At 42.9% G+C, this 24,341-nt stretch carries 26 protein-coding genes and 1 riboswitch; of the genes, 4 read left to right on the plus strand and 22 right to left on the minus strand.

What is annotated here, in order from left to right; all coding sequences use genetic code 11:
• Positions 1–26: 26 nt before the first annotated feature.
• From bluB to BLT18_RS02045, 19 genes are all read right to left on the minus strand, one after another.
• Positions 27–686, minus strand: a complete 660-nt coding sequence (gene bluB / locus BLT18_RS01955; protein WP_091270689.1) for a 5,6-dimethylbenzimidazole synthase — start codon at positions 684–686, stop codon at positions 27–29.
• 33 nt (positions 687–719) lie between these two features.
• Positions 720–1,655: an ABC transporter substrate-binding protein gene (locus BLT18_RS01960; RefSeq protein ID WP_245705144.1), complete on the minus strand. Its 936-nt coding sequence runs from the start codon at positions 1,653–1,655 to the stop codon at positions 720–722.
• 15 nt (positions 1,656–1,670) lie between these two features.
• Entirely contained in the window at positions 1,671–2,699 is a 1,029-nt protein-coding gene (locus BLT18_RS01965) for a FecCD family ABC transporter permease (RefSeq protein WP_091270691.1), read from the minus strand.
• Positions 2,689–3,465 carry a uroporphyrinogen-III C-methyltransferase gene (gene cobA / locus BLT18_RS01970; protein ID WP_091270693.1) on the minus strand — a complete coding sequence of 259 codons (777 nt, stop codon included), beginning with the start codon at positions 3,463–3,465 and terminating at the stop codon, positions 2,689–2,691. The genes BLT18_RS01965 and cobA overlap by 11 nt, the downstream gene beginning before the upstream one ends.
• On the minus strand, positions 3,462–4,841 hold the full coding sequence (locus tag BLT18_RS01975) for a cobyrinate a,c-diamide synthase (protein ID WP_091270694.1): 1,380 nt from the start codon (positions 4,839–4,841) through the stop codon (positions 3,462–3,464). The genes cobA and BLT18_RS01975 overlap by 4 nt, the downstream gene beginning before the upstream one ends.
• Positions 4,842–4,856: 15 nt before the next feature.
• Positions 4,857–5,942 (minus strand): cobalt-precorrin 5A hydrolase, encoded by a 1,086-nt coding sequence (locus BLT18_RS01980; protein WP_091270696.1) that lies wholly within the window; start codon positions 5,940–5,942, stop codon positions 4,857–4,859.
• Positions 5,935–6,726 carry a precorrin-4 C(11)-methyltransferase gene (gene cobM / locus BLT18_RS01985; RefSeq protein ID WP_091270698.1) on the minus strand — a complete coding sequence of 264 codons (792 nt, stop codon included), beginning with the start codon at positions 6,724–6,726 and terminating at the stop codon, positions 5,935–5,937. Before cobM ends, BLT18_RS01980 begins: the two co-directional genes overlap by 8 nt.
• Entirely contained in the window at positions 6,723–7,451 is a 729-nt protein-coding gene (cobI, locus tag BLT18_RS01990; RefSeq protein ID WP_091270699.1) for a precorrin-2 C(20)-methyltransferase, read from the minus strand. Before cobI ends, cobM begins: the two co-directional genes overlap by 4 nt.
• On the minus strand, positions 7,448–8,656 hold the full coding sequence (gene cbiE, locus BLT18_RS01995; protein ID WP_091270701.1) for a precorrin-6y C5,15-methyltransferase (decarboxylating) subunit CbiE: 1,209 nt from the start codon (positions 8,654–8,656) through the stop codon (positions 7,448–7,450). Before cbiE ends, cobI begins: the two co-directional genes overlap by 4 nt.
• Entirely contained in the window at positions 8,653–9,783 is a 1,131-nt protein-coding gene (locus tag BLT18_RS02000; protein WP_091270702.1) for a cobalt-precorrin-5B (C(1))-methyltransferase, read from the minus strand. The genes cbiE and BLT18_RS02000 overlap by 4 nt, the downstream gene beginning before the upstream one ends.
• Positions 9,761–10,435: a precorrin-8X methylmutase gene (locus tag BLT18_RS02005; RefSeq protein ID WP_091270704.1), complete on the minus strand. Its 675-nt coding sequence runs from the start codon at positions 10,433–10,435 to the stop codon at positions 9,761–9,763. Before BLT18_RS02005 ends, BLT18_RS02000 begins: the two co-directional genes overlap by 23 nt.
• Positions 10,436–11,212: a precorrin-6A reductase gene (cobK, locus tag BLT18_RS02010; RefSeq protein WP_175487355.1), complete on the minus strand. Its 777-nt coding sequence runs from the start codon at positions 11,210–11,212 to the stop codon at positions 10,436–10,438.
• 17 nt (positions 11,213–11,229) lie between these two features.
• Entirely contained in the window at positions 11,230–12,066 is an 837-nt protein-coding gene (locus BLT18_RS02015; RefSeq protein WP_091270707.1) for a sirohydrochlorin chelatase, read from the minus strand.
• Positions 12,067–12,078: 12 nt separating this feature from the next.
• Positions 12,079–13,686: a precorrin-3B C(17)-methyltransferase gene (cobJ, locus tag BLT18_RS02020; protein WP_281242322.1), complete on the minus strand. Its 1,608-nt coding sequence runs from the start codon at positions 13,684–13,686 to the stop codon at positions 12,079–12,081.
• A 194-nt stretch (positions 13,687–13,880) separates the two neighbouring features.
• A riboswitch (cobalamin riboswitch) is annotated at positions 13,881–14,078 on the minus strand.
• Between the two features lie 110 nt (positions 14,079–14,188).
• Positions 14,189–15,052 (minus strand): 5'-3' exonuclease, encoded by an 864-nt coding sequence (locus BLT18_RS02025; RefSeq protein WP_091270709.1) that lies wholly within the window; start codon positions 15,050–15,052, stop codon positions 14,189–14,191.
• A gap of 174 nt (positions 15,053–15,226) precedes the next feature.
• A complete protein-coding gene (locus BLT18_RS02030) occupies positions 15,227–15,424 on the minus strand; it encodes a cold-shock protein (protein WP_091270710.1) in 198 nt (65 codons plus the stop codon).
• 452 nt (positions 15,425–15,876) lie between these two features.
• Complete coding sequence (locus tag BLT18_RS02035) at positions 15,877–16,122, minus strand: YkuS family protein (protein WP_091270712.1); 246 nt, start codon at positions 16,120–16,122, stop codon at positions 15,877–15,879.
• A gap of 65 nt (positions 16,123–16,187) precedes the next feature.
• Entirely contained in the window at positions 16,188–17,477 is a 1,290-nt protein-coding gene (locus BLT18_RS02040; RefSeq protein WP_091270713.1) for a glycosyl hydrolase family 18 protein, read from the minus strand.
• Positions 17,478–17,579: 102 nt separating this feature from the next.
• Entirely contained in the window at positions 17,580–18,764 is a 1,185-nt protein-coding gene (locus tag BLT18_RS02045; RefSeq protein ID WP_175487334.1) for a helix-hairpin-helix domain-containing protein, read from the minus strand.
• Positions 18,765–18,893: 129 nt separating this feature from the next.
• Here BLT18_RS02045 and BLT18_RS02050 point away from each other — a divergent pair, with 129 nt between their 5' ends.
• Both BLT18_RS02050 and uvsE read left to right on the plus strand, forming a co-directional pair.
• Positions 18,894–19,184 carry a hypothetical protein gene (locus BLT18_RS02050; RefSeq protein ID WP_091270716.1) on the plus strand — a complete coding sequence of 97 codons (291 nt, stop codon included), beginning with the start codon at positions 18,894–18,896 and terminating at the stop codon, positions 19,182–19,184.
• A complete protein-coding gene (uvsE, locus tag BLT18_RS02055; RefSeq protein WP_091270718.1) occupies positions 19,181–20,140 on the plus strand; it encodes a UV DNA damage repair endonuclease UvsE in 960 nt (319 codons plus the stop codon). Before BLT18_RS02050 ends, uvsE begins: the two co-directional genes overlap by 4 nt.
• A gap of 413 nt (positions 20,141–20,553) precedes the next feature.
• Here uvsE and BLT18_RS02060 read toward each other — a convergent pair whose 3' ends face one another.
• Positions 20,554–20,688, minus strand: a complete 135-nt coding sequence (locus tag BLT18_RS02060; protein WP_091270720.1) for an anti-repressor SinI family protein — start codon at positions 20,686–20,688, stop codon at positions 20,554–20,556.
• A 122-nt stretch (positions 20,689–20,810) separates the two neighbouring features.
• Positions 20,811–21,515 (minus strand): response regulator transcription factor, encoded by a 705-nt coding sequence (locus tag BLT18_RS02065; RefSeq protein ID WP_091270721.1) that lies wholly within the window; start codon positions 21,513–21,515, stop codon positions 20,811–20,813.
• Positions 21,516–21,927: 412 nt separating this feature from the next.
• Between BLT18_RS02065 and fdhD the strand changes: the two genes are divergently transcribed.
• Positions 21,928–22,716 carry a formate dehydrogenase accessory sulfurtransferase FdhD gene (gene fdhD / locus BLT18_RS02070; RefSeq protein WP_091270723.1) on the plus strand — a complete coding sequence of 263 codons (789 nt, stop codon included), beginning with the start codon at positions 21,928–21,930 and terminating at the stop codon, positions 22,714–22,716.
• 93 nt (positions 22,717–22,809) lie between these two features.
• Positions 22,810–23,415 carry a molybdenum cofactor guanylyltransferase gene (locus BLT18_RS02075; protein ID WP_091270725.1) on the plus strand — a complete coding sequence of 202 codons (606 nt, stop codon included), beginning with the start codon at positions 22,810–22,812 and terminating at the stop codon, positions 23,413–23,415.
• Here BLT18_RS02075 and BLT18_RS02080 read toward each other — a convergent pair.
• On the minus strand, positions 23,403–24,206 hold the full coding sequence (locus tag BLT18_RS02080; protein WP_091270726.1) for a uroporphyrinogen-III synthase: 804 nt from the start codon (positions 24,204–24,206) through the stop codon (positions 23,403–23,405). The two genes, BLT18_RS02075 and BLT18_RS02080, sit on opposite strands and share 13 nt — an antisense overlap.
• Positions 24,207–24,341: the final 135 nt, after the last annotated feature.

A 24,341-nucleotide genomic window follows, 5' to 3' on the forward strand; every position in this document is an offset into this window, starting at 1 on the left:
GAAAAAAGCCATGAGAAACAAGTTTCTCATGGCTTTTTCGCCTGATCCCATTCGTCAAAAAAGATTCGCTGCTGCAGCGATTGTCTTTGTTCCCAGTTCATTGTTTCTAAAATCGGTTTTTCTGGATAGTTATCGGTGTAGCCCAGTGACAACAAAGCCGTAGGATCAATGTGCGGGGGGATATTTAAGATATCACGCACATCGTTCTTTTTATAGAAGCTGACCCACCCCATGGCAAGACCTTCCGCGTAAGCAGCAAGCCACATATTTTGTATAGCACAAGCAGTTGATAACATATCTGTTTCCGGAATCGAATTACGTCCTAATACATGTGAACCGCCTTTGGTAGGGTCACATGTGACACAAATGGTAAGAGGGGCTTCTTTCAACCCTTCTACTTTGAGCTGTAAAAACTGTGTTTCTCTTTCTCCTTCATAATGTATTGCGAGCGCTTTGCGTTCTTTTTCCGCAGCCCACGCCAGCTGCTCTTTTTTCTCTTCGGCTGAGATTATAATAAAATTCCATGGCTGCATAAAACCAACGGAAGGAGCATGATGGGCGGCCTGTAAAATACGCTTTACCGCCTCTTCAGAAACAGGATCATGACGAAAGCTTCGTACATCGCGCCGGTTAAAGATTGCTTTATAAACAGCTTGTCTTTCTGCTTCTGAACATTTATTTTTCATTGCCTCACCCCTCATTTCAGCTACATGCTACGTTCATTCGTACAAACCAGTTATTAACCTATCCAATGTCATGGGAGCACGGATCCCCTCCGAAGCTGCTGATAATGGGATAACTGTAAATCTCTTTTCTTGAACAGCATCCAGATTTTTCATCACAGGATGGTCTACTAAAAATTGTATTTTGTCTTCTGCGCTGGTATCACCATAATCAATGATAATGATATCATCCGGGTTTTTTTCTGCAACTTTTTCCCAGCTCACTGTCGTCCAGCCTGTTTCTATCATATGAAAAATATTCTCTGCCTCTGCTAATTCAATTAATGTATTTAAAAAATTTTGACCAGCTGTAAGCGGTGCGTCCTCCCCGCTGTCATACACAAACACTTTTTTCTTGTCTTGGTTTACGGGGATATCTTCTGTTATCTTCTCGATGTCATGACGCATTTCCTCTATTAATGCTGCAGCTTCTTCTTCTTTTTGAAAAACCTTTCCGATATTTCGAATATCTTGAAAGACATCATCTATATTCGGCTGAACTGTTTGGGAAGATTCGTGTAAGTACGTTGTGATGCCGTATTCTTTTAAATCATCCCGACTCCCTGCCGCGCCAGTTTGAAAAGCACTTTCCCAGCCAGCATATAAAAAATCAGGATTAGCTTCTAAAATTGTTTCTTGTGAGGGGTATCGCTCAGCGAGAACAGGAATATCTTCATAAGCATCTTTCAAATCTGGGTGTATGTTATCATCCAAATAAGCAGTGCCAATCATTCTATCTTCGAGTCCAAGTGCAAGCATCACTTCCGTTACATGTTGGTTAAGTGTAATGGCGCGCTCCGGGGGATGTTCAAGCTTAATTTCTACATCACCGTTCTGTACGCTCAGACGTTCACTGCTTTGTGCTTGTTCTGCTTCTGGCGTATGACAGGCTGTTAACAAAATCACAAAAAAGAACAACCAAAATGCCTTCATATCGGTTTTCTCCTCCTAAACTGTATAGTGGCTTTTTCGCAGCAGCCAAATAAAAAAAGGACCTCCACAGACAGCTGTTATAATACCGATAGGAAGCTCTTCCGGACTAGCAATGGTTCTAGCTGCAATATCAGCCCAGATTAAAAACAGGCTTCCTATGAAAGCACTAACCGGCAGCAGAATTCTGTGGTCAGCCCCGACAATCATCCGAGCCACATGCGGTATCATCAACCCTACAAAGCCAATCGCACCACTGTATGCCACGAGTACACTCGTTAAGAGGGCGGTTAACATAATAAGAGCGATTTTAAATGTTTCAATGCGAAGTCCTACTGATTGGGCTGTTTGGTCATCGGTTACAAGAACATTCAAAGAACGGTAAGACAAGAAAAGATACATGTAGCCAAAACTAATCACCATCAGCGGCAGCCAAAGTTCAGACATTTCCGCCCCTGCCAAACTTCCTAACATCCAATATAATGCTGTCTGAATTCCTTCATCACGTGGATTTAAAATGACAACCAGGCTGGTCAACGCACTACAGATCATCGAAATTGCAACACCCGACAATAAAAGTTTGGTAATGGATAGGTGAAATCGCTCTTTTGCAAGCATGTACACGACCGCAACAGCTGACAATGCACCAACAAATGCAGAAACTGGTATGGCGAAACTTCCAATAAAAGAAAATGTACCAACAATAATTGCAAGTACTGCTCCAAGTGATGCTCCAGAAGACACACCTAATATGTAAGGATCTGCAAGAGGGTTTTTGATTAATGCTTGAATGGCGACACCGCATACCGCAAGTCCTGCTCCCACCGTTAACGCTAGAACTGTCCGCGGCAGGCGCAGGCTCCATATAATGTGTTCTGAGGTGGTCAATTCACCCCCGGCATTTCCAAACACTTTTAGAAACACATGGATGACAACGCGTGGTGAAAGCGAGGCAGCACCTATAAAAAGTGATATAAAACATGTGAATAACAGTGCGGCCGTGAGCCCGATGTATAAAAAGGGCATGGAACGTTCTTTACGTTTCATGGTTTACCCTTGCAGGCGCCTGTTCTTTGTTAAACCAATCGATCGCCTCATGCAGATGCACAACATCACCAACAATAATAATGGCCGGATGGCTGAGACCAGCTCGGTGAACAGTTTCCGCAAGCGTGATAAGAGAAGCGGTTACCGTTTGCTGCCAGTCTGTCGTTCCCCATTCAATAACGGCAGCGGGAGTGTCAGGAGATTGACCAGCATCAATCAGACATCGGGCAATCATATCTATCTGCTGCATGCCCATATAAAAAATAATCGTGTCTATCCCTTCCGCTAAAGCCTTCCATTTTTTATCATCTTGTTCATCGGGCAAGTGGCCAGTCAGCATCGCAACAGAACTGCTGTATGCACGGTGAGTGACCGGAATACCAGCATAAGCGGGCGCTGCCAAACCAGAACTGATTCCCGGAATAACGTCAAAAGGAATTCCCACGTCCGCTAAATGCTGAGCTTCTTCTCCGCCTCGGCCAAACACAAACGGGTCCCCGCCTTTTAAACGCGTAACGGTTTTTCCTTGGCTCGCATAATCACTTAACAATTGATTAATTTCTTCTTGGCGCAAACGGTGATTTTTTGGCAGTTTTCCGCAATAAATAAACTCTGCCTGTGCAGGAACGTGTTCTAATATATCGTTGTTTACTAATCGATCGTAAATCACAACGTCTGATTGCTGCAGTGCTTCAATCGCTTTGACTGTTAACAGCTTTACATCTCCCGGTCCCGCTCCGGTTATATAAACATACCCTGATTTCATAGACTTTCCTCCCTGTTTTTTTTCCACAGCGCCGCCTGCTCGACAAAGCGTTTGGCAATGCCAGGGTTTGTTCCAAAGTGAATATGGCTGTATCCTGCCGTCACATTATGACGGACATATCCTTCTTTTTCGGTTTTGCGCAATGTTTGTACCTGGTACGCTTGTTTCCATTCGTATGCCGGCCTCGTCATGGAATAATGAAACTCATGGCCTTTTGCTGTGTCACCAGCTTTTAAAATCGTTGTATCTTCTAATGCCGTAATGGTGCGATATCCCAACGCCGCCAGAGATGACTGCATCGCTGCTTCAGCTGGAATAATTCCTATCATTTCGTGTCTTGTGTTTTTCGTTGTAACAAGCGTCTCCATTAAATACATATAACCGCCGCACTCTGCATAGATGGGAAGACCTGCTTCTTTGGCTTGTTTGATGGAAGCTTTGACAGCTGCTTGCTGCTCTAACTGCTCGGCAAATTCTTCTGGAAACCCGCCGCCAATATACAAGGCGTGGCTGTTTTCCGGCAGAACGTCTCCTGCAAGCGGGCTGAAATACAATAAACGGGCGCCGTTTTCTTCTAGCATTTCGAGATTTTCTCGATAATAAAAATTAAAAGCCGCATCATAAGCAACCGCAATATTGACTATTTTTTCTGTTCGTTTTGGTGTGATTGATGGCATCGCCAGCTCTGGTGCGCTTTTTGCGATTTCTTGTATTTTTTCTATATCCACTTGCGTTTCAACAGCGGTTGTCAAGGAGCCAAAAAAAGAATCCAATTCCCCGCGCTCTATAGCAGGAATTAAACCGAGATGACGCTCAGGAATCGCTTCTACATCGCCTTTCTTTAAATAACCGACAACAGGCACTCCGCATTCTTTTTCAATAGCGGTTTGACATAGCTTGGCATGTCCTTCACTCCCGGCTTGATTGACAATGACACCGCCCACCGTTGTATCTTGTGATAACAGTTGAAATCCTTTTACTATTGCAGCAGCACTGCGAGCCATTGCGCCAATGTTTACAACAAGTATGACAGGTGCTTGCAGCAGCTTACTGATTTCTGCTGTGCTGCCGCGGTCTGATTCAGGACTTTTTCCATCATACATCCCCATGACACCTTCAATCACAGAAATGTCCGCATCATTTGCACCTTGTTGAAACACACGCTGCACCATCGGTTCATCTAACATCCAGCTGTCCAAATTCCGCGATGTCCGGTCTGTTACTGCTGTGTGATAACTTGGATCGATATAGTCAGGGCCGCACTTAAACCCTTGTACCGTCAGCCCCTTTCTCTTTAATGCTGCCATTAAACCAATTGATACTGTCGTTTTCCCTGTGCCACTTCCCGTTCCTGCAATTACTACTCTTGGGTGCACATTACTTCCCCCTCACTATTCCCATTCTTCAACGGCAATGGAAATTGTTACATTGCCTTGCTTTTCTTTTTCAATCAAGAGTGTTTCATTCCCTGATGACAAAACCGCGGCCGGCTCGCTGACACCATAAGCACCAGTGTACTTATAAACCACATCTGATGGGTGCGGGATCGACACACGATTGAGTTCGTTGGGCGTGTAATAAACAAAAGGCCACTCGTTTTTCTCGCAAACTTCCAACAGGCCTTTCTCGTCTTTTTTCAAATCAATCGTGGCTATTTTTTTAATAGAAGCTGGACTGAGCTTCCACTTTTCCAGCGTTTTCCGAATCACAGCTTCGATTTCTCCCGCTTCTGTGCCGCGATTACAGCCAATCCCAATATGAATAACTTTCGGACGATATACGACATGGATATGCGGCAATTTATTTCGATCGCTGTCCGAAAGCATTCGATGTGTAATTACAAGAGCGCAGTGAGCCTCTTGCAACGCTTCTTCTTCCATCGAAGACACTACGCGCATCTGCGCTGGTAATGGTTTAGCAGAAGGCCACCAGCTTTTTTCCCCTGACTCCTGCAAGATGAGCAGCGGCTCTTCGTTGACCACTGCCGCACTGGCTCTTGTGACATGTGTAAAATCTTCAATGGTCCACCCGAAGGATTGACCAAAAATATCAACAGGAATCGTCCCTTGAACGTCTGAGGCGGTTGTAATGACGGGGGTTGCGTCAAGTTTAGAAGCCACTTGCCGTGTTAAATGATTGGCACCTCCTAAATGCCCGGAGAGAACACTAATGGCAAAGTCCCCATTGTCATCAATAACAACAACTGCTGGATCTATCTTTTTATCTTTTAATAGTGGACTGATCATACGCACAACAGCACCTAACGAAATGATTAAAACAATGCCGTCGTATTGTTCAAACCAAGTCGGCAGCTGTTTTCTCACAGATCCTTCAAATAAGGTAAATCCCTTTTCATCTTCATCTCCACGTGCAAATTTTTGCATGTAGAACACGTCTGCCGGCAGGCCTTCATGATAAAGCCTGCGCGCTAATTGTGTGCCATGTTTGGTAATGGCAGCAACAGCAATTTTATTCATAAGAAGGCACCCCTTTTCGGTAGCCGTGTGTGAATGTTTTATCATACAGCTTTGATTGATACTTGCCACTTTGTAACACACGCTCGTCAGCAGCTTTGCTGATAATAACCATGGCTTGTTTGGTAATTCGGTTTTTCCGCATGTCTTCATGGAGATTTCCAAGAGTTGTTCGTACGATTTTTTCGTCCGGCCAACTCGCCTTGTATACAACTACACAAGCATCATCTGCACTCCAGCCTGCTGTAAAAAACGCATCAACCACTTTTTTTATTAGTGCTGCACTTAAAAAGAGCGCCGTACTGCATTGGTGTCGGGCAAGATCCACTAATTTTTCTTTATCCGGCATTGGCGTGCGGCCTTCGGCTCTGGTCAAAATGACGGTTTGTGTTAACTCCGGGACGGTTAGTTCCAAACCAGCACTTGCGGCAGCGGCAAATGCGGAGCTGACACCGGGAATGATTTCCGTTTCAATCTGCTGTTCATGAAGCATTCTCATTTGTTCTAACACAGCACCGTAAACGGTTGGGTCCCCCGTATGCACTCGTGCTACATTTTTTCCCGCTTTCACTGCTTCAACCATGAAGGAAACGATCTCTTCTAATGCCATTCCCGCACTTTTTTGAACGACGGCCCCTTGCTTGATATGTTTAAAAAGAGCAGGATTGACGAGTGAATCGGTGTACAAAATGAGGTCTGCTTCTTCTATAATACGCTGTCCTTTCACTGTAATAAGTTCTGGATCCCCTGGTCCTGCTCCAACAATGTAAACAGTTGGCACACTCATTGCAGCACCCCCTCTTTCTGTTTTCGCACCATCAATAACGTTAAATATTCCAGCTCCGCCGTCTTTAATTCAGCGACATCTTTCCATATCCACTCGTCGCGTGAAGTTACTTTTGTCGCCACAGCTGCGGTATCAAGAAGGTTCAGCTCCTCTAATAGATCAATTATCATCGGGAGTACTTTTGCCACTTTGATAAAGACGACTCCGTCATGATCAAGCAATGCTTGTTTCATGCTGGCGCGATTATCTGTTGCGGGAACAACCGCCGTCCACTCATCCCCATCGGCAAGCGGCACCATCATTGTTGAGGCAATTGCTGTCATAGAAGAAATTCCAGGAATAGAGGCTACTTCTACTTCTGGATAATGTTTTTTCATTGTTTTCCACAAATGGATAAACGTACTGTAAAGCATAGGATCGCCTTCGGTAACAAAGACAATATCTTTACCTTGTTTGGCATGTTCAAACAACGTAAAAGCAATATGATTCCACTCTTTTTCTAATACTTCCTTGTCCTTTGTCATCGGAAAAACGAGACCGATTTTTTCTTTTATGACATTTTCATAAGGTTCTATAATTTGATAGGCATAGCTTTTGGCACCTTTTCGCTTACGCGGATACGCAACGACATCTGCTTCTTTCAACGCTCGGTATGCTTTAATCGTCAACAATTCTGGATCTCCTGGCCCAACACCAGTCCCAATGATTTTCCCAAAACGTGTCATGTCTTCCTCTCCTTTGGCCTAGCTGTCACAATATAAACAGGATTTAACCCTTCAAAGCGCGTCATATGTAAAATCGGTTTACTGCGCGCCAGCTGCGTCATGGTAATATCAACTTCACAGCCAAGTTGATGCAGCAAGTGTTTTGCTGTCGATAATGTCTCTATGGTAGCTGCATTTAACACGATGCGGCCACCAGGGTTTAATTTTTTTACACATAACAGGAGTAATTCCTCCATATCTCCACCAGTGCCACCGATGAAAACAGCATCGGGGGCCGGCCACTCTTCCAAGTAATCCGGCGCTTTGCCGTGATAAAAATGGATGTCACTTCGCAGCCGGGCAGCATTTTCTTTAGCATAGGCGATATCTTGTTCGTTTTTTTCGATCGCATATACTTGCCCTTGTTCGCAAAGGTGTGCCGCTTCAATAGCAACCGAACCCGTACACGTTCCAATGTCCCACACCGTACTATTTTTTTGCACGTTCAAAGCCGATAAACTTAACACACGCACTTCTTGTTTTGTAATTAACCCTTTATCAGGCTTTCTTTGTATAAACATATCATCTGGTATCCCAATAGAAGGCTTTGTTTGTGGCTTTTCCGCTTTTAAAATAACGACATTCAGCGAGTCAGCCTGGTAACCAGCTGCTTCTTCAAGAGAAAGCCACTGTACATGTTCTTTTTTCGTACCAAGCTGTTCTCCGATGCACATCTTGTATTCACTCATTCCAAAATAAAGCAGGTATCGGGCAATACGTGCTGGATTGTTGTGCTCATCGGTTAATAAACATACCTTTTTCTTTCCTGAAACTTTTTGAGCCAGCCCGTCCATCTTTCTGCCATGTACGCTAATAAACGCTGCATCTTGCCAGCTTTCATTTATTCTTGCAAACGCAAGTTGAATGGAGCTTAATGCTGGATGAATACTGACATCCTTTCGTTTTTTAGCTAGATATGCTCCAATCCCAAAAAAGAGCGGATCCCCGGAGGCAAGAACAATTGTTTCCTTTGATTCTTCCCCCCAGCTGTCAATCGTTTGTTTTAAACCACGTTCAAGAACGACTTTCTCTCCTTGGTAATCAGGAAAATATGCTAATTGCCGCTTTCCTCCCGCTAATCGTTCACTGTTATTAATCCAATCTTTATAAAGCGGCAACAGCCCTGACGGCCCGTCTTCTCCCATCCCAATCACTCTAATCGTCATATTTCACACCTCGCATTCTCTTTCCCCGGCCCTTTATAGACGGTTTGTGCCAACAATTCATTTTTCATTGTCATTAATACGACTTCTACTTCGATTCCACCGCCTATATGTTCGTAACCAGCTATGGCTGCGCGTTGAGCGAGCAACGTGAAAAATTCATCCAATTCTGCATCTTTCATCACGTTACCAGCTTCTGTCGCTGTATTTGCTTGCTCTACCTTTTCCAAGAGCACCTCATCTGCACCAGCTTGTTTTGCGATATCTTTTAAAAAACCAAAATCAACCGGTGCACTTTTGGAATGTACCATCATAATTCCTTGTGCCACTTTTGAAAACTTCCCCATCATCCCAACCAGTGTTGCTCTTTTGCATTTTTTCGCCTTCACTTGCTTTAAACTAAAACCTACAAAATCACCCATTTCTACAAATGCTTCTTGCTGCAGGTCAGGAAATAGTGTCATGGCATACTTTTCGCTGCGGCCGCCAGTGGAGAGAATAATGTGATCACAGCTGCTTGTTGAAGCCACACTGACAGCTTGTGCAATGCTTGCTTTAAATGCCGCTGTTGAAAACGGAACGACAGTGCCGCGTGTACCAAGAATAGAAATGCCCCCAACGATGCCAAGTCTTGCATTCATCGTTTGCTCAGCAATGGTCTCGCCTTCTGGAACGGAAATAATAATTTCTGCTCCATGATGTTTTGTTTCTCCTAATACATCCTTCACTGCTTCTGTAATCATTTTGCGCGGCACTGGATTAATCGCCGCTTCTCCAACAGGTACAGGCAAGCCGGTTTTTGTTACCCGTCCAACCCCGATACCGCCGTCTATTCGTAAGTCATCATGCCATTTTACCGTGGCAATAATTTCTGCCAGGTGTGTCGCATCTGGATCATCACCTGCATCTTTAACAATGCTTGCTTGTGCTGATTGCGTATCAAACGTAATATCTTTCATTTGAAACGATACCCGTTTTCCAATTGGCAAGGTGATGTCTACTTGCATCACTTTCGACTGTGTCGCCAAACTCAGTACAGCCGCTTTCGCAGCCGCTGCTGCATTGGCTCCGGTTGTGTAACCATATCGTAAATCTTTTGGATCTTTTTTAGGTGTTTGCTTGTTCTTCATAAGCCACCTGTTGTTCGGCAATGCGAATCAGCGCATTAACAGCCGCGACGGTTACCGGGCTTCCGCCTTTTCTTCCTAGGTTCGTAATATATGGGATGTCAAGCTTGGCGAGTTCCTCTTTGGACTCTTGAGCTGATACAAATCCAACCGGCATGCCAACGACAAGGCCTGGCTTCGCTTCCCCGCTTTTGACTAGCCGAATGAGTTCGAGTAAAGCGGTTGGAGCATTTCCTATTGCAAAAACAGCACCATCTGCTTCTCGAATCGCTTTACGTGTCGACACAATCGCACGCGTTGTGTTCAAACGCTTCGCCTCTTCCATGACATCAGGATCAGAAATGTACACGCGAACGTCCCCGCCGAACTGCTGCAGTTTCGGCTTGCTAATACCTGCTTGAATCATCTGCACATCTGCGACAATTCCTTTGCCGGAGCGAACAGCGTGAACACCTGCCCGTACGGCATCAGGGTGAAATTGAACACTTTTTCCTAATTCAAAGTCAGCAGAAGCATGAATAATGCGCTGTACAACAGGGTATTGCTCCGTTGTAAAAGAATGATGGCCAATTTCTTCTGTTATCAGTTCAAAACTTTTCCCTTCGATTTCGGCCGGCTGGACCGTCAAAGGCTTAAATTCAGTTGAAAAATCCATCTATTTCTCCTCCTTCATGTAAACTCCTTGTAAATAATCAAGCACACCGTGTACACCATGAGTCACCTTTTCATAAGCGACAGTCGGTCGTTTAATTAAAATAACGTCTAAACCTAAATCCAAAGCCGCCGTCACTTTCTCATCAAAAGAACCTTGTTTTCCGCTTTCTTTGGTTACTACCACATCGACATGAAATTGTTTATAAAGGGCTTGGTTCAATTCTTTGGAAAACGGTCCTTGCATCGCCACAATATCTTTTTGTTCAATGCCAAGTTCCTTACACTTTTCCATGTTTTCCATTCGCGGCAGCATTCTGCAAATCATTCGAACGTTTTTGTCATCCAGCAGTTCTTTGGCAAATACATGCAACGTTTTGCTTCCTGTTGTTAAAAAAACAGTGCCGCTCTTTTTTTTCGCTTTGACTGCCGCTTCTTCGTACGAATCTACCTTGAAAAGGTGAGAATCATATGTATGAATCGAGCTGCGTTCATAGCGAATATAAGGAACGTTCGCGTCATTCGCTGCTTGTATCGCATGTTTTGAAGCGTCTTCAGCAAAAGGATGAGAAGCATCCACAACAATACTTACGGCTTCATCTTTTATCACATTTACCATCTCTTGGGCGCTTAAACGCCCCACTCTCGTTGAAATACGATTTTTTTCCAGCTTCACAGCTGCTTCTTCTGTCACCACCGAGGCCAATACGCGGTAGCCGTTTTGCTGCACCGCTTCTGCCAGTTCTTTTGCATCACTCGTCCCAGCCAGCATAAAAATCATCATATCCTTCCTTTCTATTAGTGCTCGTGGTCATGGTGGTGATGTATGTCCATGTGCTCCAGTGCAAATAATCGGTACTGGCACACATCACAATTTAAGCTGGCTTTACCTTGAAGTGCTTCTTCTGCTCGTTCTCTTAAAATGATTTCAAGACGTGGATGAAATCCTATCGGCTCGGTCATCGAAAAAGCAATGTCTGGATATTCTTTTTCAAAGTCTGCTAGTTTTTCATCCGAGCGGTCGACTAAGATTCCGCTGAAAAAGAAATACGGAACGAGGATAATTCTTTTTTTGCGAAGAAGAGACAAGCGAGAAACAGCCTCTTCGACCGTAGGTGTTGTCACACCAATATAAGACGTTTCTACTAATTGATGGTCTAATTGTTCCGACAAAAGCCGTGCTAACTTATATAATTCACTATTTGCATCGGCGTCACTGCTGCCTCGTCCTACAAGAAGGATAGCTGTTTCTGAAGGCTCTTCACTCCGTAAGTTCGTCTCTGTTGTTAGTTTTTCTACGAGGATATGAACGATTTCTGGATGAATGCCAATTGGTCGTCCATAACGAAAGCGTACCCAAGGGTATGCTGCTTTTGCTTTATCTATCGCTTGCGGAATATGAATTTTGGAATGTCCGGCCGGAAAAAACATAATAGGAACAATCGCTACCTCATCAGCGCCTCTTCGCACACACGCTTCTATTCCGTCAGTAATGGCTGGTGCTGCAAATTCTAGAAAAGCTGTTTCTACAATTGGCACCTCTATGCTTTGTTTCATCGTTTCTACAAAATCGATAATATCTTGATTTCCTTTTTGCTTACGGCTTCCATGGCCGATAAATAGTACAGCTTTCATTGCTTCCTCCTTCTATTCACAAGGGTTGTTCACTTCGACAGGTTCAGGCATCTTTTGATACGCAAAGCCTTGGATTGTTTGTACACGTTTGAAAAATTTATGGAAACGTTCATTTGGCATTCCTTTTTCTTGATACTCTTCCACAATGGCTGTCATCGTTTCTACTAACTTTTCCGGCGGCAAACCTTCTTGGACGGGCTGGCCGGTATGTGCATTTCTTCCGGTTGTTTTGGCGCCTAAAAACAAATCAAAAGCACCTTTTCGATAAATAATGCCGATATCATCTGTTACAGCACCGTAGCAAGCCATTCCGCAGCCATTAAATCCAATGTTCAACACTTTTGGGACTTTTAAGCCGCCAAGTTTTTCTTGCAGCTCTTTGGCATAAGGAATGCCTCCAGTTTTTTCTCCATCACAAAAATCACACGCTTTCACATGAATCACATCCCCAACCGGTGTTACCAGCCAGCCGTCTTCTTCAAGCTTTGCTGTGATAGTAGTCGGATTATCTGTTTCTAGAGACACTTGCAAGTAATGACTTGTCGTATAGGAAACCTCTCCTTGATCGCCAATTATCTCGGCTAAAGAAGCAAGCTGTCTGGCATTGACCTTTTTGTTCCACACACCTGGGGAGACAGCGAATTCAAAAACAGCTTTCTGTTGGAATTCTGTTTGTACCAGCTGCTGTGTTTCTGCGCTTTCTCCTGTTACAGCTGCTAAGGCTTCCTCTGCTGTGTCAACGGCAGACTGCAGACGCGGTTTTGCTGCCGCGGCATCTTCGCTCTGCCCGCCATGCAGCGCCCACGGTTCTGCTTCACGTTTTAAACGCTGAGCCGGTTTTAATGGCTGCTTTTCTTCTCCTAACGTATACTTGCGTTGATATCCCCTCGGTGTAATCATTTTGCCGTCATAGTAAAACGTAGAATTATTCCCAATAATTACTGTAGTCAGCATCCCTATTTCGTAGTTGAGCATATTCTCTAAATCAGTCATCACAATGTGCTGTCTTTGCCGGTACGCACTTTTCACGAGACCAACGGGTGTATTGGGGTCCCGGTGCTGCAGTAAAATACGCTGGGTTTCTTCAATTTGTCGGGTGCGCTTTCCGCTTTTCGGATTGTAAAGAGCAATGACAAAGTCCGCTTGTGCTGCGGCTTCTACCCTTTTCATAATAAGGTTCCAAGGCGTTAAATGATCACTTAGGCTGATTGTACAGGCATCATGCATCACTGGAGCACCTAATAAGGATGCACAGGAGTTCAGCGCCGAGATACCTGGAATAATTTCAACTGCTATGCCTTCTTCCTCATGCCAGTCTTGCTCCATCAGCACTTCATATACAAGGCCTGCCATACCGTATAAACCAGCATCTCCGCTGGAAATGACCGATACCTTTTTACCAGCTTGTGCCTGCTTGACTGCTTCTTGTGCCCGGCTGACTTCCTCTGTCATACCGGTTCGAACAATTTCTTTTCCTTGAATTAAATGCTTTACTAAATCCATGTATGTTTTGTAGCCAATCACACTATCGGATTCCACCAGTGCCTCTTTAGCACGATGTGTCATATGCGCCTCATCACCAGGACCAAAACCGACAACAAAAACCTTTCCATCCGCCACACGCCTCATCCTTTCTTTCATCAACGTTTTAAGAAAAGCGCAGTATTTTCCTGCCAAGCATAAAAAAAGCATCTTCAACACTCCATAGCGAGTGTTAAAGATGCTTACCTTTTTCTGTCTTATCTGTCAGGTAGAGTCCAATGGATAAAAAAAGACCCACGCACTTTAACACCTCCCTATGACCCGTAGGTTGAACGGTGTTGTTGAAAAAGGCAGGTCTCCTGGCTTCTGGTTTTCCGTTTGCTGTCCTTCCCTTCGATTTTTCAATCCGAAAGTGGCTTGTTCAGCAAACAACCCAGTTACAGTGGCGGGACCGCGCCGGTCTTTCACCGGACTTCCCTTTTAAGAAAACAGCTGCAGCAACTGCTTCCACCTTTTCCCCATCTATGCATTTTTTTATTATCTTGCTTTCTTTATTATAACTTAAGAGTAGAGGATAATTTTTCATCTGTCAACAATGTTTTCTCTGTATGTACATGATTCATAATCACCTATTGATGTATCAAACAGATAGTGTGATATTGATGCCAAAGTGCTTCAAAGTGTTTACTGCTCGTTCTTTTTCCCATCGCCACATCGCATCAGACAACGAATATGTTAATGGGGCATCGAGCCTTATTTTGGCTAACTCTCTTGAAATATACAGCATCTCAAGATTATTTTCTATTTTTTTCTTTACCCCTTTTGGCAGCTCATCCAAGTGTTGAAGGATAGTTTCGACGGTTCCATATTGCCGTAGCAATGCACACGCTGTTTTCTCGCCGATGCCTTTGACACCCGGATAATTATCACTGCTGTCTCCCATCAGTCCCTTCATGTCAATGACTTGGTCAGGACGATAACCTTTTTTCTCAATAAAGGTCTGCTCTGTATGCATCTCATAATTTCCTATTCCTTTTTTCATTAATGCCACGTGTATGTGCGATTCAATAAGCTGCAGCATATCTTGATCTGCCGTTAATATAACAACATCATGCTCTGGCGTAAGCGCTTTGGCAATGGTGCCAATACAATCGTCTGCCTCTAAATCTTCTATGCCGATATTTGGCACCGCAAATGCTTCATCCATCACTGTTTTCGCCATAGCAAATTGAGGCAGCAATTCTTCCGGCGGTTCTGGACGTTTGGCTTTATATGCTGGATAGAGTCTGGTACGAAATGTGTGGCTAGACGTATCCCAACAGCACATTACATGCGTCGGCTGAAACGTATCAATAGCAGAAAGGAAATGCTTTATCATTCCGTACACACCGTTGGTCGGTACTCCTTGCTGATTGTACATATAATTGCCATACACAGATGTAGCAAAAAAACCCCGAAATAATAATCCCATGCCATCCATCAATAAAACCTTTGGCTGTGTCAACGCTTTATCTCTCCTTTTTGTTAAAGAAAACTTGACTAATCCCCTTTTGATACAAGCAATAGCTTTGCTGTTATTGTCCTAGCTATCATCATGATTTCACTGTCCTTTCAAGAATTAGAAAAAGCCGCCAAACACTTGGTTTGGCGGCTCCACTTATTTATTTGCCTGTATGCATTATTTTTGAACGTTTGCTGCTTGTGGTCCACGCTGACCTTCAACGATGTCAAAAGAAACGTTTTGACCTTCTTCTAGAGTTTTAAACCCTTCTTCTTGGATAGCAGAGAAATGTACAAATACATCGTCAGCGCCTTCTCTTTCGATAAATCCAAAACCTTTTTCTGCGTTAAACCATTTAACTGTACCTTGTTCCATGTTGCTTTTTCCTCCTTGTGTGTCTTTTGCACACAAATAAATTCTTAAAACTTGTTCCACTCTGCTACAAGATAAAAAGGGAAACCTTTTTCTTTCCATTCAAAGCATGAACAACCTTAAGTACGTCAACTATATCATTTTCAAATCATGAATACAATGGTATTTGTTTAATTTATTAAATCTTTATTTAGTATAAAAATACGGTACGTGAAATTTTTTATTTTGTATAGTAAGAGACTAGTCAAATCTAAAACAGGTCACCCAATCGCTGAACGATAACTGAACGATAAAAGAAATGACGCTGAGTCCTTATGGCAGAAACCGCTTTTTTTCTTTTCCTTTCATCATTGAACAAAATGCAGTTTTCTAAAAGCATAAGCAAATAAGCCGAACGATTCTTATGAATCACTCGGCTTATTCTGTAGTTTTTACGTTTTTAACTCAGCTTCTGTTTAATGCTGCAGCTTTTGTTCTACCTGTTCACATATTTCATTTGAATTGTACCCATGGGCATTTACAACAGACCCTTCCATGGCTGTATTTTGAATATTCATCATGTTTTGGTCCTGTCCTGTAATGACGCAGCAGTCACAGCCATTTGCATCTGATTCCTGCCGAAGTGCTACCACCTCATGTCCTTGTTCTTGCAGTTGCTGCTGTACATCTGTCAGAGATTCTTCTACGCCAATTCGTGCCATTGTTTTTACCTCCTTGTTCTGTTCTCTTCTTTAATATGTTCTGTTCCCATTTTTTCATGCATTGGCTAAATACGCTTATTCACATGGAAGTTATCTTCTATTAACAGCCAATTTTGCGGAAATTCAGAGCCTAGCACCCAATAATAAAATCCGCGCAGCTGATACTCTTTTACTAAATCAAATTTCGCTTGAATACTTCGTGCGTCATCAAACCAGACTTCGTGCTCCACCCCATTTTCATCGTAATACCTAAAAAATGGCGCTTGTTCTTCTTCATCGTATTCAATCGCGGCATTGTATCTGGCAGCCCGTTCTATTGCTTGTTGATGGTCGATCGATTCAGCTTGTGTTTCTCCTTCTACAAATGGCAATTCCCAATCATAACCATACAACGGAATTCCCATCATGATTTTGTCACCAGGCATCACGCTCAAGGCATATTCTATGACCCGCCTCACTTCATTCAGCGGTGAAACCGCGCGCGGAGGCCCTCCTGTCCATCCCCATTCATACGTCATGAGAAACACAAAATCTGCAATTTCTCCGTGTGCTTGAAAGTCATGCCCTTCATATAAAACCCCTTGCATTCCCGGTTCCACTTGCGGTGCTAGTGCACTGGATAAGAAATATCCTTTTTCATCAAGGCGTTGTTTTGCTTTTCTCATCAACTGATTGTATCTCTCTTTGTTTTCTGCTCCTAAATATTCTAAATCAAAATCAAGCCCCAAGTAGCCTTTTTCATCCATGATAGCTATTGCTTCATCCAAGAGCGTATTCTGCAGCTCTTCACTTTCTAAGACAGTAGTAGCAAGTTCAGTGCTAAATTGATCATCTTCAATATTGGTAATAACCATCAAAGGGACAATATTATTTTCATAAGCAGTGTTAATAATGGCTTGATCATCGATTGGAGTAAGTGTCGCATCAGCATTCAGCTGATAGCTGAAGACTTGAAGAAAGGTTAAATATTCTCCTATTTCATTCACCACAGCTGTTGACTCGTCACCTGTAATAGCTGGGTCAATATATGCACCAACATCGACAGACGGCTTTTGCCTCATGTCATCTGGAATATGGATGCCATAACCAACTGGAAGGTGCGGCATCATCGGCAGTTGATTTCTCATTAAAAGGTATTCAACAGGAATGTGATAACGCTGGCTCACGTGCCATATGCTTTCACCAGGGCTAAGTCTGTGAACGCGGCCTTCTGTCGGTATGACTAACGCCTGGCCCACAACAAGCTGACCGGGGTTAGGAAGCTTGTTAGCTTCTGCAATCTCTTGATAGGACACTTGATACTGGTTGGCTATCGCCCATAACGATTCTCCAGGGGAAACAACGTGTATTTGCACAAATTCATCCTCCTGCTCATATGTCTTCTACCTTACCCTATTATCGTAAGGTCCATGAAATAACCCTTCCTCTCATAAAAGACATAAAACAGGATAGCATTCTTACGTGGTAATATACTTTTTTATCTTTTTATACGTATGTTTTCCAACACCGTTCACCCGTGTTAATTCTCTTTTCGAACGAAACGGTCCGTGCTCTTTGCGGTAAGATACAATGAATTCGGCTGTTACCGGGCTTACATAAGGAATCTCCGTCAAGTCGTCTTTTGATGCTTTATTGATATTGACAGGCTTATCCATATCATAGCTCGGCTCTAAAGACTGCACGTTCCGGGGAACAGGTGTCGGAAACTTCCTGCCTTGTCCCTCCCACGGCTTTTTTGAAACATGTATATGATGGTTGTACAAAGACACTTGAATATGCCCTGATTGTTCCGTTGTAAACGTCTTTGCCCCAATATTTCGCAGCCGGTTCACAACACTGGCATTGGGATGACCGAACGTGTTGTCTTTGTCATACGTAATCACCGCTATTTCCGGGTGCACTTCCTGGACAAACTTCTCTCCTGTTGAAGTAAGCGAACCATGGTGAGCGACCTTCAATATATCTGCGTTTACGTTATATTTTGTCACCATTTCTTTTTCATTTAAAATTGTTGCATCCCCCGCAAATAACACCGACATATCTTTGTAAAACATATGAAGCACAATGGATGAGTCATTACGCACATCACTCTCTTGATAAGCATTTAACACCTGCAGTTTATCAGCAATATCCGTGTTCAAACGCTCTCCTTCTTCTGCGATGAACAAGTCGATGTCATGTTTTTTTATCGTGTTCCGGTAGGTTCGGTATGTTTTCGTGTCGTGTTCTCTGCCGCTGTCTAGCACCTTCTCCACATCCACACTTTCCAAGACGTCAATCAATCCCCCAATATGGTCGATATCAGGATGAGTGGCCACAACCCATTCCAGCCTGTCAATACCCAGCGTCTCCAAATACCGGACAATGTCATCTCCGTTTTCGGGTTTCCCCCCATCAATTAACATACTCTCTCCTGTAGGAGCCACAATCAATGTGCTGTCTCCCTGGCCTACATCCAGAAAATGAATATCAAGTGTAGGATGATCCTCAGCAAATGCTGCAAACTGTTTGTAACTGTCATACGTCGTTGTCTTTTTCGTATCTGAATGAAAAAAACCATCCGCTTGAAACGATAGACTCGTTTCCAAAGCAAGTAGTACAGCAAGCAGTAAAATGGTAGCTGTGTAACGAACGAGCCGCATCGCCATCCCTCCGTATTTATACTATGCCTCATGAGAAAGACATTTATGAAGAGATGATGGATGTACAAACAAAGGTAATTGCTTTACGATAAGCAAAGAATAAATATTCTTTTAGGGGGAACGATACACATGGATAAAAACATAGAAGAAAAAATAATAAAAAGCTATCAAGAAGATGAACAAATGATGATTCTCGTTTTTGCACAGTGGTGTATTAACCACGGGCTAGACCCACATGATATGTATAAAAGAGCGTACCCAAGTCAAGAAAAAAATGCTGCTCTAGACCAAGCAGCAGCTTTAACCGTACCGAAAGAAGAAGCTGGAGACATTGCCGATGATACTGTTTTAGGCGTGCTGTCTCTTTACGGTAATGATGAATTAGCACATGTTGTAGCAAAGGAAATGAAAAAGAAATGATTATTCGTATCGGTTATGTGTCTCATGCGACATCGCTGTGGGACGCATCCCCTTCTAAAACATTAACATTTACAAGATGGAAAAACATGAAAAAAGATGAGCGAAACCATGCTCTGCATGACATTACGCGAAAAAATTTACAGCATACGCTGCGGGCGCTCCACTTTAACATTGCCCATGAAATCCGCCTGTATCGTTTTTCCTCTGCCATCGTCCCATTAGCTACACATGAAGAAGTAAACTGGGATTATATCACTCCGTTTCGGTCTCTGTATAAAGAGATCGGTACATTAGTTCATCGTCATCACATTCGAACAAGCTTTCACCCAAACCAATTTACGTTATTCACAAGTGACAAACCCCATGTAACAGAAAACGCAGTCAATGATATGACATATCACTATCATCTGCTTGAAGCAATGGGACTGCTCGATACAGCCAATATCAACATTCACGTCGGCGGAGCGTATGGAAATAAGCAGGCTGCCGTAGAACGGTTTCATCAAAATCTTCAGTTACTTCCTGCACCGGTAAAACAGCAGATGACGCTTGAAAATGATGACAAAACGTATACAACCACGGAGACACTGTCTATTTGTGAAAAAGAAGGCATACCAATGATGTTTGATTACCATCACTATAAAGCCAACGCTGAACCAAACGAGACGTTAGAAACGATTCTGCCGCGTTTTTTTCACACGTGGTCACAGTCTAACAATCGTCCAAAAATACATGTGTCTTCACCGAAATCTGCACACGCCTACCGCAGTCATGCCGATTACGTTGATGCAGCATTTGTGGCTCCCCTCATTAACGCATTAAAACAATATGATGTATCCGTTGACATGATGGTAGAAGCAAAACAAAAAGACAAAGCGTGTTTGCAATTAACGAAGGATTTAGCCTCTATGCGAGGAATAAAACGGGCAGAAGGAGCTGTCTTACGCCTTTCATAAGACAATAAACTCAATAATTCAGCCGCGATTTTCCCCTACCAATAACCTCCGCACCAAAACTTCTCTTTGATGCGGAGGGATGAAAACAAGGTGCAGCCAACATGCACATATGTATCCCAGCGGTTTCCCTAAACGTTGGTCAGACAGACCATTTCTTTTCTCCGCTGCTCACCCCAACCGGCGAAATGTCCAGCTGCTGCGTTTGCCGCAGATGTCTTATCTAGTTACAAACGCATCTGATACCTATTTCAACACCTGGTATAAAACTTATGTTATGAAAAACCGTGGTTACTTGACTTTTTTATATGGACGAAAAAACATGAAAGAAAAAGCACAGTTAGACTGTCAAAAGAGTTCACCGCTCTTTTGACAAGCCTCGTGCTTTTCAACAACCCCCTCAAACATCCTGTTCGTTACATGCCGCAATGCTCTGTTTCTTTACATGTCTTTAAAAAAAGCTGAATATCTTCTTTTTTTAATCCTGCGGCTTTTGCTTGTTTTATTAATTCCACCCATTCTCTGTCTAGATCTTTCACTCCATCCTGCACACTATCCCCTCCGAATTATGTTGCTGTCAGCAGGACTATTCTCTAGAAGTCTTCTTCTAGGATAAAAGATGCAGGTTAAAAACAGGTTAAAATGATGAGATTTTTTGGAAAAAATTATATTTTTATGGTATAAATTTATACCCAAACCCTCTTACCGTAACGATGTGCACGGGCTTGGCTGGATTTTTTTCAAGTTTTTTTCGTAAGTTCCGAATGTGAACAGATACTGTTTTTAAGTCTCCTAAACGTTCCCGCCCCCAAATTGTGTTATACAAATGCTCAACGCTAAACACTCGGTGTGGATGTTCGACAAACAGCAGCAGCAACTGAAACTCTTTAGCATATAAGTGGATTGGCTCATTTTTTAATGTCACGGTATAGCTTTTCACATCAATGCTTACATCACCGAATGAGAGCAAATATTTGTTCGTATCCCCTGACTGTTTACTCTTCAATGACCGCTGCGTGCGCCGCAAGTGCGCCTTTACCCTGGCCATGACCTCTCTTGGATCAAAAGGCTTTGTAATATAATCATCGGCACCAAGTTCAAGGCCATAAATTTTATCTTCGTATTCTTTTTTTGCACTTAAAAACAAAATAGGTGTGTCCTCATCTTCCTCTCTCCATATTCTGCAAACATCTAATCCGTCTATCTCTGGCAGCAAAATGTCTAAAATAATAATATCCGGACGATGTTGTCTCATGAGTGACAAGGCTTCGTTTCCACTATCTGAAACGAGCACATGATATTCCGTTTCAAGGTACATATGCAAAAGATTTCGTATATCTTCTTCATCTTCTACGATTAAAACACTCTTTTTCCCCATGAATATCCTCCTCAATATGACGAAAGAACCTCTCTAATATTCAAATATACTACTATTTTACTAGATAAAAAAGTATTATTTTGGAAAAAATTGATAACAGGAACAAACTGCTCTTTCATTCACATCACTTTCAAGGGGTGTCAAAAAGCTGCCCTTTTCTACTGAAGGGTGTGGAGATTTGTTTTCGTTCGTTAAGAGAGCCGTGCAAGCGACTTGAAAGAAATTCGGCTAAGTTGAAGGAACTTTTTAAGGTACTTCTACTAAGAACGCACACATTCTGCGTCAAGCACAGAAGTTATCACTTCATGTGAAAGCACATTCTGTTCGCCTGAGCGGCCGAGTTTCTTTGGCCAGACGAAAAAACACCAGCTTTTATACTTTTTGCTATCCGTATTAAAAGGAGGGAGACAGTGTGAAACAGCCGATTAGTCTGCAACAGTCCATTGTCACTTACCAAAACGGGACTTTTTGCTCAAAAGATGATGACATTGTACGTGAAGTACCTCTAACGATTTATGTGAACAATGAAGAATTCGCAACAATGGTCTGTTCTCCTTCTTATTTTGAAGAAATGGTCATTGGCTTCTTAGCCTCTGAAGGCATCTTGTTCTTCATTGACGACATTAAAATGATGGACATCGATGAAGACACCGGTTTTGCCTATGTCACATTAACGAAAAATCGCGTCAAACATCCATCTTATTACGCAAAGCGTGTCATTGGTTCATGCTGCGGCAAAAGCCGTCAATTTTATTTTCACAACGACACGGTTACGAGCAAAACATCGCTAACAACAACCACTATCACAGCACACCAATGCATTCATTTAATGGAAAACATGCAGCAAAACAGTTTTTCCTTTAAACAAACAGGCGGTGTCCACAACGCTGCTATCTGCACCCCGCATGAACTATTAATCAGCCGTGCAGACATTGGCAGGCATAATGCACTAGATAAACTATATGGTTATTGTTTATTAAAACGGATATCCGTACGAGATAAAATTTTAGTGTTTAGCGGCAGGCTGTCATCAGAAGTGTTAACAAAAGCAGCAAAAATCGGGGTAGGCATTGTGTTATCAAAATCTGCTCCGACGGATTTGGCCGTAAAATTAGCAGACGATTTAAACATTACTGCAGTGGGATTTATACGTGGAACATCATTTAATATATACTCTCATCCTCACCGTATCGTGTCTTAGCACCATGTCGCTTCTTTCGTTTCAGCGAACCCGGCATGTTTACATGTGCACATTTTCACTGCTTACGCAGCAAAGAAAGGAAAACATTTACTTATGAAAGAGACAATCCAGACTCATACCATAGCCGGCCTTGTGTTAGCCGGAGGTCAATCATCCCGATATAAAGCTCCTAAAATGTTTGTTGATTATCAAGGGGTGCCGATGTATGAACATAGTGTACGAGCTTTTTTAAACGGCGGTATTTCTGCCATATGGATTGCGACAAACAATGAGCTGGCCCCGAGCTTTTCTTGTCCAAACGCGAGTATTCTCATCGAAGATAAAAAGCATCAAGGGCCTCTCTATGCCCTGTATTATGCACTCAAGCATGTATATGATAAAACAGCATGGGTGTTCATACTGCCAGCTGATACACCATTTGTATCGTCTATGTTCATTAAAAAAGCATCATCTATGGCTCTTCATTCTCTCTTTCATAAAGATGCACTCGTTCCTGTTTCTGGAGAGAAAATACAGCCCCTGCACGGTATATACCATCGACGCTGCTTTCCTGTCATTGAACGTCTCATCTGTGATAACCGAAAAAGCATGATGCCTTTATTACAGTCTATCACCTATGAGACACTTTCTTATCCTGCAGGCCAGCGCGATTTTGTCAATATTAACCGCAAAGAAGACTGGCCTGTTTACTTAAAATAATCAGACAGTGTCACTACCATTGCACCCATACGCTGATTTTCCGGTGAGATAATTCGGTTGACACCATACTCTTGCAACGCTTCGGCTGTTACTTTCCCAACCGCTGCCGCTACGGTTTGATTGTTCAACATCTGCCGCAATTCTTCTTGAAATCCTGCCTTATTGGCAAATTGAAAGAGAGAATGCACTTGCATTTGTGTCGTAAAACAAATGGCATCCAACGCCCCTTCGTACAGTTCCTCTTTCAGCTGGAAAAGAGTCTCTTCTTTTGGGGGAAGGTGTCTATATGGCATTAGTTCTGTGATGCTTGCTGCTTTTTTTTCTTCTAAAAATTTAGCCAGGCGCGGTAATTTCACGCCGTGAAGCTGAATGACAACATGTTTTCCTTGAAAATCAATGTCTTCCATTGCCTCTAATAAACTGCTTGTTGTTCCGTCTTCATCGCGGATAACAGGAGAAACATCTATTTTTTTTAATGTATTATAAGTTTTATACCCTCTGACAGCGACGTTCTTTGTTTGTAATAAATCCTTTAGTGCTTCTCTTGTTTTTTCATTCTCTGCTGCTCCTAAAACAGATTCTGCTCCAACCCCCGTTGTGAAAATGAACCAATCTGTTTCTTTTTCATTGATAATCTGCTCCACATCATTTTTTATGTCATCTAACGCATCAAAGGTTGTACCTTGAAGCGGACGTACAACGGCTTGGCCGCCTTGTTTTTCCACCAAGGCCGTCATCTCTTCTGTTTTTCTTGAAGCCGCCAACGCAACGGTTTTCTCCATTAACCCCATACTTGTCTCCTCCCTTTGCAAAACTTGTGTATGATTATACCAATAACCGTTATGTTTTCATAACCCGTCAGTCAAACACCTTCTGCTCATTATCCCGCCTCCTGTTATCAACATCCATCACTTGCCGCCCGCTGG

Origin of the sequence: Alteribacillus persepolensis, assembly GCF_900099605.1 — a bacterium.
Taxonomy (GTDB): Bacteria; Bacillota; Bacilli; order Bacillales; family Marinococcaceae; genus Alteribacillus; species Alteribacillus persepolensis.